Origin of the sequence: Aquimarina algiphila, assembly GCF_947494415.1 — a bacterium.
GTDB lineage: Bacteria > Bacteroidota > Bacteroidia > Flavobacteriales > Flavobacteriaceae > Aquimarina > Aquimarina algiphila.
Genome location: NZ_CANLVC010000001.1, coordinates 566,573 through 579,961 on the forward strand (window position 1 = coordinate 566,573; position 13,389 = coordinate 579,961).

16 protein-coding genes are annotated in these 13,389 nt (G+C 32.2%); 10 read left to right on the plus strand and 6 right to left on the minus strand.

The features are described 5' to 3' along the window. Positions 1 to 3: 3 nt before the first annotated feature. Entirely contained in the window at positions 4 to 492 is a 489-nt protein-coding gene (locus tag PQF96_RS02370) for a GNAT family N-acetyltransferase (protein WP_271764963.1), read from the minus strand. A gap of 72 nt (positions 493 to 564) precedes the next feature. Here PQF96_RS02370 and PQF96_RS02375 point away from each other — a divergent pair, with 72 nt between their 5' ends. The 6 genes from PQF96_RS02375 to PQF96_RS02400 all read left to right on the plus strand — a co-directional run bounded on the left by PQF96_RS02375 (position 565) and on the right by PQF96_RS02400 (position 4,856). Then, complete coding sequence (locus PQF96_RS02375; protein ID WP_271764964.1) at positions 565 to 1,026, plus strand: hypothetical protein; 462 nt, start codon at positions 565 to 567, stop codon at positions 1,024 to 1,026. 106 nt (positions 1,027 to 1,132) lie between these two features. Next, positions 1,133 to 1,645, plus strand: a complete 513-nt coding sequence (locus PQF96_RS02380; RefSeq protein WP_271764965.1) for a hypothetical protein — start codon at positions 1,133 to 1,135, stop codon at positions 1,643 to 1,645. Positions 1,646 to 1,723: 78 nt separating this feature from the next. Then, positions 1,724 to 2,767 (plus strand): bifunctional diaminohydroxyphosphoribosylaminopyrimidine deaminase/5-amino-6-(5-phosphoribosylamino)uracil reductase RibD, encoded by a 1,044-nt coding sequence (gene ribD / locus PQF96_RS02385; RefSeq protein WP_271764966.1) that lies wholly within the window; start codon positions 1,724 to 1,726, stop codon positions 2,765 to 2,767. Further along, positions 2,760 to 3,365, plus strand: a complete 606-nt coding sequence (locus tag PQF96_RS02390) for an HAD family hydrolase (RefSeq protein ID WP_109439198.1) — start codon at positions 2,760 to 2,762, stop codon at positions 3,363 to 3,365. The genes ribD and PQF96_RS02390 overlap by 8 nt, the downstream gene beginning before the upstream one ends. Continuing rightward, positions 3,362 to 4,231, plus strand: coding sequence for a hypothetical protein (locus PQF96_RS02395; RefSeq protein WP_109439199.1), 870 nt, complete (start codon positions 3,362 to 3,364; stop codon positions 4,229 to 4,231). Before PQF96_RS02390 ends, PQF96_RS02395 begins: the two co-directional genes overlap by 4 nt. A 10-nt stretch (positions 4,232 to 4,241) precedes the next feature. After that, positions 4,242 to 4,856: an IMPACT family protein gene (locus tag PQF96_RS02400; RefSeq protein ID WP_271764967.1), complete on the plus strand. Its 615-nt coding sequence runs from the start codon at positions 4,242 to 4,244 to the stop codon at positions 4,854 to 4,856. On the opposite strand, the gene PQF96_RS02405 is transcribed toward PQF96_RS02400, so the two are convergent. After that, a complete protein-coding gene (locus tag PQF96_RS02405; RefSeq protein ID WP_143916133.1) occupies positions 4,853 to 5,257 on the minus strand; it encodes an acyl-CoA thioesterase in 405 nt (134 codons plus the stop codon). The genes PQF96_RS02400 and PQF96_RS02405 overlap by 4 nt on opposite strands. A 199-nt stretch (positions 5,258 to 5,456) precedes the next feature. Between PQF96_RS02405 and dnaA the strand changes: the two genes are divergently transcribed. The 3 genes from dnaA to PQF96_RS02420 all read left to right on the plus strand — a co-directional run bounded on the left by dnaA (position 5,457) and on the right by PQF96_RS02420 (position 8,425). Continuing rightward, positions 5,457 to 6,884, plus strand: a complete 1,428-nt coding sequence (gene dnaA, locus PQF96_RS02410; protein ID WP_109439202.1) for a chromosomal replication initiator protein DnaA — start codon at positions 5,457 to 5,459, stop codon at positions 6,882 to 6,884. 140 nt (positions 6,885 to 7,024) lie between these two features. Continuing rightward, complete coding sequence (locus PQF96_RS02415) at positions 7,025 to 7,471, plus strand: low molecular weight protein-tyrosine-phosphatase (RefSeq protein WP_244299589.1); 447 nt, start codon at positions 7,025 to 7,027, stop codon at positions 7,469 to 7,471. A gap of 225 nt (positions 7,472 to 7,696) precedes the next feature. Then, a complete protein-coding gene (locus PQF96_RS02420; protein WP_271764968.1) occupies positions 7,697 to 8,425 on the plus strand; it encodes an SAM-dependent methyltransferase in 729 nt (242 codons plus the stop codon). Positions 8,426 to 8,436: 11 nt separating this feature from the next. Here PQF96_RS02420 and PQF96_RS02425 read toward each other — a convergent pair whose 3' ends face one another. The 4 genes from PQF96_RS02425 to dapF form a co-directional block, all read right to left on the minus strand. Continuing rightward, positions 8,437 to 9,081, minus strand: a complete 645-nt coding sequence (locus PQF96_RS02425) for a peptidoglycan-binding protein LysM (protein WP_271764969.1) — start codon at positions 9,079 to 9,081, stop codon at positions 8,437 to 8,439. A 352-nt stretch (positions 9,082 to 9,433) separates the two neighbouring features. Beyond that, a complete protein-coding gene (mltG, locus tag PQF96_RS02430) occupies positions 9,434 to 10,477 on the minus strand; it encodes an endolytic transglycosylase MltG (RefSeq protein WP_271764970.1) in 1,044 nt (347 codons plus the stop codon). Continuing rightward, the gene (locus PQF96_RS02435) at positions 10,467 to 10,994 is read right to left on the minus strand and encodes a GNAT family N-acetyltransferase (RefSeq protein WP_109439207.1); all 528 of its coding nucleotides are present in this window, start codon (positions 10,992 to 10,994) and stop codon (positions 10,467 to 10,469) included. The genes mltG and PQF96_RS02435 overlap by 11 nt, the downstream gene beginning before the upstream one ends. After that, on the minus strand, positions 10,988 to 11,773 hold the full coding sequence (dapF, locus tag PQF96_RS02440) for a diaminopimelate epimerase (RefSeq protein WP_271764971.1): 786 nt from the start codon (positions 11,771 to 11,773) through the stop codon (positions 10,988 to 10,990). The genes PQF96_RS02435 and dapF overlap by 7 nt, the downstream gene beginning before the upstream one ends. A gap of 165 nt (positions 11,774 to 11,938) precedes the next feature. Here dapF and PQF96_RS02445 point away from each other — a divergent pair, with 165 nt between their 5' ends. Further along, positions 11,939 to 13,351, plus strand: coding sequence for a trypsin-like peptidase domain-containing protein (locus PQF96_RS02445; protein ID WP_109439239.1), 1,413 nt, complete (start codon positions 11,939 to 11,941; stop codon positions 13,349 to 13,351). Positions 13,352 to 13,389: the final 38 nt, after the last annotated feature.

A 13,389-nucleotide genomic window follows, 5' to 3' on the forward strand; every position in this document is an offset into this window, starting at 1 on the left:
AATTTATAACTCTTTTATCATCCATGCCTGGCAACTGTAATGACCTGTATTTCCGATAGGTTTTTCTAATGACACAAAACCAACTTTCTGATATAATTTTCTGGCAGCTTGCATATACGGCATAGTTTCTAAATAACATTTGGTATACCCTTGCTCTTTTGCATAACTTAAACACGTTTGTATCATCTTATATCCAATTCCTTTCCCTCTTGTAACGGGTAAAAAGTACATCTTTTGCAATTCACAAATATCATCAGAAGTTTCTCCCTGCAAAGGTGCTATACCTGCGCCTCCCACTATTTCACCTTTTTCTTCTACCACATAATATCGCATTCCGGAATAATTATAAGTGTCATACATTCTGTCCAAAGATTCATCCTCATATGCTGTACCTACTTTTGGCACCCCCATTTCTACTAAAACACTTCGTATCAAACTAGCTAATGCTTTATCATCTTTGGATTCTAACAGACGGATTTTGACATTACTCATTATATTATAAATACTACTTTTACGTTATTATCAAAGGATATTGAAATATACGTTAAATCTAACCATGAATCAATGAAGAAATTTCTATTATTATCAACAATAATTATTAGCATCACAAGCTGTTCTATTTCTAAACAACCAAAATTTAAATACGTTGATAATATTATGGTTAAAAATATTAGTGTGCGTAATATAACACTTAAAGCTGATGCTGTTTTCAACAATCCAAACCACTTAAAAGGGAAACTTTCTATTGAAGATGTCCATATTTTTGTTGATAATATAGATGTAGGTACAATTTCTGCACAAGAATTTGATGTCCCTTCTAAAAATGAATTTATCATACCTCTAGAAGGTACGATTTCTCTTTCTAAAGTATATAAAGACAATAAAAACAGCATTCTTGGTAGTGTTCTCAAAGTAATACAAACCGATTCTCTTTCTATTCAATATAAAGGTATAATTCGATACCATTTAGGAAACTTCTCTTATCCATATGCTATTGATAAGACTCAAGACATTTCTATAAAATAAAAGTATCTCCTATCTAAAAACATCTATTTTTCACTGGAAACAGTGTTCCTTTTTGAATACCTTATATAGATCTTTACAAATAGCATATAACATTATAAGTTAGTTAATGCTCGATTTTACATTAACAGATATAGAACACAAAATGACAAAATTAATACTAAACTCTATTTTAATCACAATCACACTCTGTACCACCACTTCTTTTAGCACAATAAAATTAAGTCAGAATGAACCTAAAATCATAAAAATCACTCCAATAAAAGAAGAAGCTTTTAAATATTTTCAACTTCAAGGTGAAACTGCTACTGGAGTCAAAGGTGAAATTTATTTAAATGGCAAAAAATTACATGAGTTCAATAAAGAAAGCTCTAGGTTTTTCAATAATGAAGCTCAGGAACTTATTAAAAACGGTACTAATGAAATTACACTCAAAATCTCTTCAATTGGTAAAGATGTAGAAAAAGATTATTTTTCAAAATGTGTTGTTTTTATTGCTTTACACGGAGTAAATGAAAAAATATTCCCTTCCAAAGAAACTCAAATAGTTCGTATCAAATGGAATCCAGAAAAAGACCAAAATAAAGAACATATTAAATATGTTTTCGATGTTAAAAGATAATTTCACAAAACATCACTATTAACTAGTCCCAAAAGGTTTCAAAACGCATAGTTTTATTTATTTTTGTGAATTGTAAAAGTGACAAAACACGAAAACTATATAAGACGATGTATCCAGTTAGCCAAAAATGGACTGGGAACAACCTATCCTAATCCCTTGGTAGGTAGCGTTATTGTACATAATGATATAATTATTGGTGAAGGATGGCATTATCAATCAGGAAAACCACATGCAGAGGTAAATGCTATAGCTTCTGTCAAAACCCCTTCTCTTTTAAAAGATGCTACAATTTATGTAAGTCTTGAGCCGTGCAGTCATTATGGAAAAACTCCTCCCTGCAGTGATCTTATTATCGAAAAAGGAATTAAAAAGGTAGTTATTGGCACTATAGATACTTTTGCGAAAGTATCAGGTGCCGGAATCAAAAAATTGATGAATGCAGGTTGCGATGTAATTGTAGGCGTCCTGGAAAAAGAGTGCCTGGAATTAAATAAACGTTTCTTTACTTTCCATAACAAAAAACGCCCTTACATTATATTAAAATGGGCAGAAACTAAAAATGGTTACGTGGCTCCTGCTCTAACTAACAAAAGAGAACCTGTATGGATTACTAATCCTTATTCAAGGCAATTAGTACACAAATGGAGAGCAGAAGAGCAAGCTATTTTGGTAGGCAATCAAACCGTAATAAAAGATAATCCAAAACTCACAATAAGACATTGGTCAGGTATAAACCCTACAAGAGTGGTCATAGATAGATCTGGCAAAATACCTATTGACTCTTCTATATTAGATCAAACGGTAAAAACTATTATAATCACTTCTGAAAAATTCAGACAAGAAAATCATCATCATCTCATTTATGAAACTATTGATTCGAAAAACTCACTAACAAAAAAAATATGCGACATCCTTTATCATCATAATATACAATCAATAATCATAGAGGGCGGTACGTTTACTATCCAATCATTTATTGATAGCGAACTCTGGGATGAAGCAAGAGTTTTTACTGGGGATACTACCTTCGATTCTGGAATAAAAAGCCCTATACTCAATGGACATATAGCATCTGAAACCAAAATAGAAAATGACACTTTAAGGACATACTATAATGATTAAGACTATAATTTTTGACTTTGGAGATGTCTTTATCAATCTAGACAAACCTGCCATACAAAAAGAACTTTCGCTCTTAGGCAAAATCTCTCCTCCACAAATACAAGAAATCAATATCGCATATGAAACAGGAAAGTTATCTACATCAGAATGCGTTAATGCCTTTCAAACAATACTTACCAATGCTACAAAAAAAGAAATCATTAATGCCTGGAATGCCATATTACTTGATTTCCCAGAGCATCGGTTACAATTCATTCAGAATTTATCTATCTCCAAAAAATATACATTAATCTTGCTCAGCAATACAAATGAATTGCACATTGACTGGATTAAAGAACATGTTTCTTTTTACAATATATTTAAGTCATGTTTTAATTTCTTTTATTTATCACATGAAATTGGTTTAAGAAAACCTGATACGTCTATTTTTGAATTTGTTTTAGAGCAACATCAATTAAACCCTTTAGAAACATTATTCATTGATGACACAAAGGAAAACACTGATTCAGCTAAAAAATTAGGTATTCATGTATGGAATAACGATCCAAAAACCGAGGACATTACAAACTTATTTACTATAAAATCTAATATATTTTGATCTATTTAATTCTTAGCGTTTTAGCTTCAAGCTTGATTTTTATAATCTTCAAGTTATTCTCAAGATACAATGTAGACACTTTACAAGCTATTATTGTAAACTATGTAGTTGCTTGTGTTTCAGGAATTATAGCATATTCAGAACCAGTGGATATAGTTACAATATCAAAAGAAGGATGGTTTTATGGAGCAATGATATTAGGTATTGTTTTTATTTCTGTTTTCAACCTTATGGCTGTCACAACACAAAGAAACGGACTTTCTGTAGCGGCAGTTGCGACCAAAATGAGCTTAGCTATACCTATAGTATTTGGTATTATAGCTTACCAAGAAAGCACAGGTATTCTAAAAATAATCGGAATCCTTATTGCTCTAATAGCGGTATACTTAACCTCTATGAAAACTCCTGATGGAGTTTCAATAACAAGAAAAAATCTAATCTTCCCATTACTTGTTTTTATTGGAAGTGGTATTATAGATACTAGTCTAAAATTCTTAGAAACACATTATGTAGCTCAAAATGATGTTCCTGTTTTTTCAGCAACTATTTTCGGATTTGCAGCAATTGTAGGAGTATTTACAATACTATATAAAGCTATATTAGGGAAATTTAAGATTTCAATTAAAAATATTATTGCCGGAATCGGATTAGGAATACCAAATTATTTTTCTATTTATTTTTTAATAAAAGCATTGCGTCATGACAGTATGGATAGCTCTACTGTTTTTACAATTAATAATGTAGCCGTTTTATTAGTTTCAACGATTGCTGGAATTTTATTTTTTAGAGAAAAATTAATTCTTAAAAATTGGATTGGGATCATTTTAGCTATATTGAGTATAATTTTGGTAGCCTTTTCTATATAGCAAGATCAAATTGGATATAAACGACACCTATAAAACGATTGACACTTCAGGAAACGAGGTCCTTTTCAAAGATCGAAACAGTAAATTTTTTGGATATACATTCCCTATTATATCCGAAGAGGACGCAAAACAAATTCTGGAACGCCTTAAAAAACAACATCACTCTGCACGACATTGGTGTTATGCCTGGCAAATTGGCACAGAAAACCCAAGATATCGTTCTAACGATGATGGTGAGCCTTCTAATTCTGCCGGACAGCCTATATATGGACAAATTCAATCATTTGAGGTTACTAACATATTAATCGTTGTTGTACGTTATTTTGGCGGTGTAAAACTAGGAGTAGGCGGACTAATTAACGCCTATAGAACCGCAGCTCAATTAGCCCTAGAAGCATCTAACATTATAGAAAAAACTATCAACATCAATTATGTTATTATTTTTGAATACAAAGACATGAATAAAGTCATGCGTATCATAAAAGAAAACAAACTGAAAATCAACAAACAAGAGTTAGAACTTAATTGTAAAATTTATATTTCTGTAAGAAAAAAGATCTCTGATAAAATAAAAGACATTTTCTCCCCGTTGTATGAAATAGAAATTAAAAGAATAGAGGGTTAATAATTTTTTATTTTTTCAAGTAAATAAGGAGGACATGAAGTAGGTTTTCTTGTTTTATCATTAACAAAGACCAAAGTTGTAGAAGCGATTGTTAGTAATTCTTGATTTTGATTGTAAATTTCATAGTCAAAAATTATTTTAACTGTAGGAATTTTCCTCAATGAAGTTTTAACAGTCAAATTATCGTCAAAGAAGGCAGATTTCTTAAATTTAAGGTCTAATGTAAACACAGGAAGTATAACACCATTTTCTTCCATTGATTTGTATGAAATCCCTAATCGGGACAACCAATCGATTCGTGCTAATTCTAAGTACTGTGCATAGTTCCCATGGTGTACTACGCCCATTTGATCTGTTTCAGCATATCGTACTTTTAATGAAGTTTCTGAAGTGATTGGCATATTGTTATAATCAAAAATTAGTATTAAAGTTAAAAGTAGTACTATCAAATTATGCAAAAAAAATAATTAATATTCAATACCCAAATCGTTTTTTTTTTACATTTTTTGTTCACATATTTGTCGTGCAAAAACAGTAAGGAGTTTTTCAACAATTTCTTTTTAGTATCTTAACAAAAAAAAGTAAACCTAACCAGTAAGAATGAATGTAACCGCGCAGTCAGTTTGGGATAATTGTTTGTCTTTTATAGAAGACAACATCACACCCCAAGCTTTTAAAACTTGGTTTGAGCCAATCAAAGCTGTAAAACTTACAGATAGCGCCCTGAGCATACAGGTTCCTAGTAAATTTTTTTATGAATGGTTAGAAGAACATTATGTAAATCTTCTTAAAGTTTCATTAACCCGAGAATTAGGCGAAAGTGCAAAATTGGTTTATGTTATCAAAATGGAAAACACGTACGGTAACAAAAAACCATTTACTGAAAAAATACCTAGCGCAAATCGCACTCCGGTTAATTCACAAGAAGTTGACGTTCCTATTAAAAGTAAAAACCCAGAACTTAAAAATCCGTTTGTTATCCCAGGGATAAGAAATGTAAAAATTGAATCTCAATTAAATCCTAGTTACAACTTTGAAAATTTCTTGGAAGGAGATTCTAATCGATTAGCACGTTCTGCAGGTATGGCCGTAGCCAACAAACCTGGAGGGACCTCTTTTAACCCATTACTTATTTTTGGAGGAGTTGGCTTAGGTAAGACACATTTAGCTCACGCTATAGGTGTTAACATCAAAGATAATTACCCAGAGAAAACTGTTTTATACATATCAGCAGAAAAATTCACTCAACAATATATTGAATCTGTAAAAAAGAATAATAGAAATGATTTTATTCATTTTTATCAGATAATTGACGTACTCATTGTTGATGACATTCAACTTTTATCAGGCAAAGCAGGAACTCAAGATGTATTCTTCCACATATTCAACCATTTACATCAAAATGGTAAACAAGTAATCCTAACAAGTGATAAAGCTCCTGTTGACATGCAAGACATAGAGCAACGATTATTATCTCGTTTTAAATGGGGATTATCTGCAGAACTACATCAACCAGATTTTGAAACCAGAATTTCTATTATCAAAAATAAATTATATCGTGACGGCGTGGAAATGCCTGAAGAAATAGTAGAGTTTCTTGCCAACAACATAAAAACCAACATAAGAGAATTAGAAGGCGCTATTATCTCATTGATTGCTCATTCTTCTTTTAACAAAAAGGATATTACTATAGATTTAGCCAAAACTATAGTAGACAACTACGTAAAAAATACAAAACGAGAAGTATCAATAGATTACATTCAAAAGGTCGTTAGTGATTATTTCCAAATGGATGTAGAAACACTTCAATCCAAAACACGTAAACGTCATATTGTCCAAGCACGTCAACTAGCTATGTTTTTTGCCAAAAAGCTAACCAAGGCTTCACTAGCAAGTATCGGAACACAAATTGGCAAGAGAGATCATGCAACAGTTCTTCATGCTTGCAAAACAGTGGACAACCTTTCTTCTACAGACAAACAATTTAGAAAATACGTAGAAGACCTAGGAAAGAAACTTACGCTATAAACATTAAGCATAATTTTACCAAAAAAAATAAACCATAAGACATACCCTCTATTTCACCATCGGGTTTACAGTAAATATGCATACATGATCTGTTTTGAACACTCAAATAACAAAGCAAAAACATGAAAATCAAAATCCTAATGGTATGCCTCGGAAACATCTGCAGATCCCCTCTAGCAGAAGGAATCTTAAAATCAAAACTCGACCTAAACAAATATAGCGTTGAATCCTGCGGTACAAGTAGCTACCATATTGGCAATAAACCAGACACAAGATCTATTGATGTAGCCAAAAAACATGGCATAGACATAGCAAGTCAACGCGCAGCTCAATTTAAGGCAAGTGATTTCAAAACCTACGATTACATCTACGCAATGGATCACTCTAACTACCAAAACATTATTAAACTCACGAATAACGAAGAAGATAGAACCAAAGTTAATCACATTCTCAACGAACTTCATCCAAATAAAAATCTCGATGTCCCAGATCCATATTATGGCGGTGAACAAGGCTTTGAAGATGTTTTTCGAATGCTTGATGAAGCTTGCGAAAATATAGCTTTAAGATTACAAAAAAGCAATTAACTACAAAAATAACGCTTTACTCTCATCACTCTCAAAACAACACTACCCATATAAAAATACCAAAACATCTCATACCCCAGAAACAAATACTACAAACACAAATAATAGCGTTATAATCAATAACAATAAAAAAATAATATTATTTTAGTGTGCAATCAACAAAAACAAAGACACAACCTATCACCTAAACATTAAAAACCTATACTAAAAACCACTTATAAACCTATGGAGCTTAAACCCCTAGATCCCAAAGGAAAATTATACTTAATACCAACTCGGCTAGGAGACGATGTCCCCTTAGAAGTTCTACCAATATCCATTAAAAAAGTACTAGAACAAGTAAATCATTACATTGTAGAGAATGAAAAACCCGCCAGAAGGTTTATAAAAAAAGTAAGCCCTAGCAAATCTCAACGCTCTCTTGTCATACACACCGTTAATAAATACACTGATACTTCAGAAATCCCAAGCTACCTGACCCCTTGTCTTAACGGGGAATCAATAGGACTACTATCAGACGCAGGTTGCCCAGGAATTGCTGATCCTGGAGCAGAAGTTGTAAAAATAGCCCATGAAAAAGGCATCCCTGTAACACCACTTGTTGGCCCATCCTCTATTTTATTAGCTATGATGAGTAGTGGAATGAATGGACAAAATTTCACATTCAATGGGTATTTACCTATTGACAAAAATGAGAGAAAATCTACTATCAAACATTTAGAAAAAATCTCACTAGAAAGGAACCAATCTCAAATATTTATAGAAACACCATACAGAAATGACAAAATGTTCGCAGACCTAACATCTATACTACACCCCAATACCCGATTGTGTATTGCATGCGACATCACACTTACTACCGAATTCATTGCCACTAAAACCATTGAAGAATGGAAAAAAGAAGAAATAGATCTACATAAAAGACCTACTATATACATAATACAACGAGAATAAAGAAACTACGATCACAATACAGCTTTCGCTCTTCTATTCGCAACGACAAAAGACGTATCATACCCTCCAAATCGTTTCATATAATATCGAATAGTAGTACCAAATGCATCAGCAAATCCTTCTACTCCACCAGTACGCAAATATCTTTTTACTGCACCAGGCCCAGCTAGATGGGCAGCAGCAAGAATTCCAGATTCTGTTACCTCTACACCATTCATTCTTTTACCGGCAAACCATTTAATATCCCTACGTAAAACCCATTTATTCCTAGAAAGATTTGCATAAAAAGCTTTTTCCTGAAGTTCTGGATTATTAAGAAACTCATTCTTAGAAATATTCTTAACACCAATTAAAGCTAATGTTCCTTTACCGAATTGATATTTTCCCATATAACCAAATTGATTCACCACACCATAGTCGCCGCGAGATTCTTTAAAAGCAACAGCCTCTTTAAATCCTACATAAGATTTCCCCAGTTCAGGAGAAAAAAATGCGCTATCATCTTCAATTTCACTAAAATTAGGTGCGATGTAGTACAAATCCAAACCAGCTGTACTATAGGAGCTAAAATCTACTTTCTCTTTTGTTGTAAAACTCAACAAAAGCGCCCCTCCCATTGTAAGTAATATAGATAATCCTATTATCCTCTTTATCATATAAAAAATTTCTAAGTAGCCATTAAAAAAATGGTCCCCTCTACTTAAATTTTTGCCGTGCAAATATACAACTTTTTTAAAAATAAAAAAGAACAGAGTGTTAAAATTATTATAATGCTGAAAAACAGTGTTTTAGACCAAAAAACAAGCTTAAAAAGCATTAAAATTTGTGTAAAAAACCTTAAAATTGACACTTAAACGTCAAACCAAGTCTTTTAGTCGAACAAAAATAAACCTAAACTTTTAATAGTAATTCACAAAAAAAATACAATTTTGTTAATAAATTGATGAAGTTTTTAAAGCGGCACAGAAAAAAACTCTATTTTTTCCTACAAAAAAAGAGGATATAAATCTACCTATTTATCCCCTTCTCGTTAATCCACTTTACATACTGTTTTTTATTACGATTATGCTGACTCAATGTCTTAGCGAATTTATGGTATCCAAAATTCTCTACGTTAGCAACAAAAAAGTAATATTCATGCTTTTCATAATTAAGAACAGCATCGATAGAAGAAATATCAGGCATTGTTATTGGCCCAGGTGGTAATGCAGCATATTTATATGTATTATAAGGACTATCTAACTCTAAATCTTTATACAAAACACGTTTTATTACTACATCCCAATCATTACGATGTTTTTTAATTGCATAGATTACTGTTGGATCAGCATCTAATTTCCATCCATTAGTATATCTATTCATATAAACCCCCGCAACCCTTGGTCTTTCATCAACCTTAGCTGTCTCTTTTTGAACAATTGAAGCAACTGTACAAACTTGAGCAGGTGTCAAACCTATTTTCTTGGCTTTTGACAGACGCGATTCATTCCAAAACTTATTATACTCCTTTAGCATCCTATCTCTAAACTGCTCTGCAGAAGTATTCCAAAAGAATTCATACTTATTTGGCACATACATAGCTAGAGAAGTTTCTGGAGAAAACCCCTTTGCTTCTAAAAAAGCTTTTTCTTTAAAAACTTTTAACAATGAAATACTATCTGCTTCTATCTGAGTAGCAATTCTTCCCGCAAGATTTTCGAGTCTTTCCTGATTATTGAAACTAACTTGAATTGGCCCATTTTTACTTCTTAGAACATTGATAATATCATTATTATTCAAACCTTTCTTTATAATATATCGCCCAGCCTTAATATTATCAATATATCCTTTCCTTCTAGCTATTCTATCAAAACTATAAATATCTTTAACTATTGGACTAATCACCTCAATAAGCTCAGTATATGTTCCTCCAGTTGGTATATAAACAGTTTTAGTTTCGTTTTCAAAACTAGTATTAGGAGAAAAAACTGCCTGATACACATAATATGCAAAAATTCCTCCTGCAATTAAACCTAATAATGCAATAGCTAATAGTATTTTTTTAATGTACATATATTAATTGATATAAAAATTCATCTTTATAAGTGTCTTTTACTAAATTCCACTCTTTCTTCACTCCAACTTTATTAAATCCTTTTTTTTCAAATAATTTAATACTCGTCCCATTATCTTCCGAAATATTCGCATACAATTGATGTAAATGCAGATGTGTAAAACCATAATTTGTTATAAGTTCTAAAGCTTCTGCGCCATAACCTTTACCTCGGCTTTCTTTCTCTGCAATTAAAATACCGACACCTGCTCTATTATGCGTAGGGTTAAAATCAAATAAATCAATTAATCCTAGAACTGCATCATCATTTGAACAAATGACTAATCGCAATTGTTTTACTTCATAAATATCTTTATGAGCATGCTCCAAATATTGTTTAATTAAAAATCTCGAATAGGGAGTTTGCGTAGAACTCATCTCCCAAATCTGTTCATCATTCTCTACTATATAAACAAAATCAAGATCTTCTGGTTCTAGAGCTCGTAAATAGATATTTTCTCCTTTTAGTGTTACCATGAAAACTCTCCTTTAAAAACCTGCTCAGCAGGACCTATCAAAAAGATATCCTCATATCCATTTTCAGTTTTCTTAAACGTGACCTTCAATTCTCCACCTTGGGTCTGAACACTAACCGCTTCCTTATCTGTAAGCTTTGTTGCATGCATAGAAAGTGCCACAGCTGTCACTCCAGTCCCACAAGACAATGTCTCATCTTCTACTCCTCTTTCATAAGTTCGAACAGCAAATGAACTACCATTTCTTTTCTCAACAAAATTTACATTACTACCTGCTTCAAAATAGGGAGCTCCATTTCTAATTCTTCTTCCAACATTTTCTACATCATATTCAGATAATCCATCAACCATAGTAACATGATGAGGAGAACCAGTATCCAGAAACAAATGATCATCATACTTTTCTATCTCTAACACATCTTGCATCTGCAAATACACTAAACCGTTTTTAATTTCAGCATGATGCTTACCATCTATAGCTGTAAAAGTTGCTCTATTCCTAATCACACCAAGAAAAGCTGCAAATGCAACCAAACATCTCCCTCCATTACCACACATAGAACTCTCATTACCATCTGCATTAAAATATACCATAGTAAAATCATCCTCGTTATTTTGAGGCAACTCTAATAACATTAAACCATCTGCTCCGATCCCAAATTTTCTGTCACAAAGTCTGGCAAACAATTTGGTATTATTTTTGGAAAGTATAGATTCACGATTATCAATGATTACAAAATCATTACCGGTACCTTGATATTTATAAAAAGTAAGGGTCATTGTTCTTTCAATTATATAGACAAAGGTACAAAGAATGTCAACATAAAACTGTTGTTAATTGTGAGTTAAATATCATAAAAAAAGTATACTATAATTGTAATTTTAATAGTTATTGATAGTCTATTAAAGAAGTTAATGGTAAAATCAAACAAAAAAGAAAAGAAAATGAAAAGATTTTTGAGCTTATTGGTTGTAGCAGTCCTTGCAGGAGTATTTACTTTAGGATTATATAAACTGTTTTTAGAACCCGAAACTGTTGTTACGGAAAATGAAGTTAAATCAAATTCAATTCCCGTAAATTATACGGTCACTAACACGAATTCAAGTATACCAAATGCTAGTATTGATTTTACGTTAGCTGCAGAAAAAACAGTTAACGCCGTAGTACATGTCAAACAATATGGAATCACTCGTGCACCCAGAAATTTAATGGAATTTTTTAGAAACGGAGGAGCACAGGAAAGAAGAATTCAAGGTGCCGGGTCTGGAGTTATCATTACAGAAGATGGATACATTGTAACAAATAATCATGTTATTGATGGAGCTTCTGATCTTGAAATCACATTAAATAACAATAAATCTTATAAAGCCAAAGTAGTAGGTACTGCTCCACAATCTGACATTGCCCTGATTAAGATAGATGCAGATGAAAAACTATCCTACATCCCTTTTGGCGATTCTAATTCTGCTAAGATTGGAGAATGGGTATTAGCTGTAGGAAACCCTTTCAACCTTACCTCAACAGTTACTGCTGGTATTATAAGTGCTAAATCAAGAGATTTGGATGAATCTGACAATAAAAGTCAATCTTTTATACAAACTGATGCCGCAATTAACCCAGGCAACAGTGGTGGTGCTTTAGTTAACACAAGAGGCGAATTAATAGGTATTAATACTGCCATAACTTCTCAAACAGGTAGTTATGTTGGATACGCTTTTGCAGTACCTTCTAATAATGCTAAAAAAATAATTGACGATATTATAGAATTTGGTGGTGTACAACGAGGTATTTTAGGGATCACAGGAGGCACAATAAACCCAAAAGCAATGGAAGAGTATGACATCTCTACTTCTCAAGGAGTATTTGTTGCCTCTGTAGCCGAAGAAAGCGGAGCGAAAAAGGCAGGACTTTTAGAAGGAGATGTTATAAAAGAAATCGATGGACTACCTATTAGAAAATTTGCTGATTTAACCGGATATGTAAATAGCAAGAGGCCAAAAGATGTTATTAACGTAAGAGTACTTAGAAAAAATAAAGAACTAGTACTACCAGTTACTTTATCCAAATATGAGATACAACGATATAACATTGATGATGTTGGTGTAGAAGTTGCGAACCCTCCAAAAGATTATTTAAAGAACTTTAAACTTGATCATGGCGTTGTAATTAGTAAAGCATTGAGTTCAAGAATGAAAAGATATAATTTAGAAGGATTAGTTATTAGCGAAATTGATGGTAAAAAAGTAAAAAATGTTCTTGAAGTAAAGCAAATAATCGAAAATAAATATAAAGACGAAGACATCACAATTAGTCTTGTAGATAGAGATGGAAAAAAACGTGAATTTGTCTTTCAATAATTAATTAAAAAGCTATAAAAAACAATAGTTCCCATTAT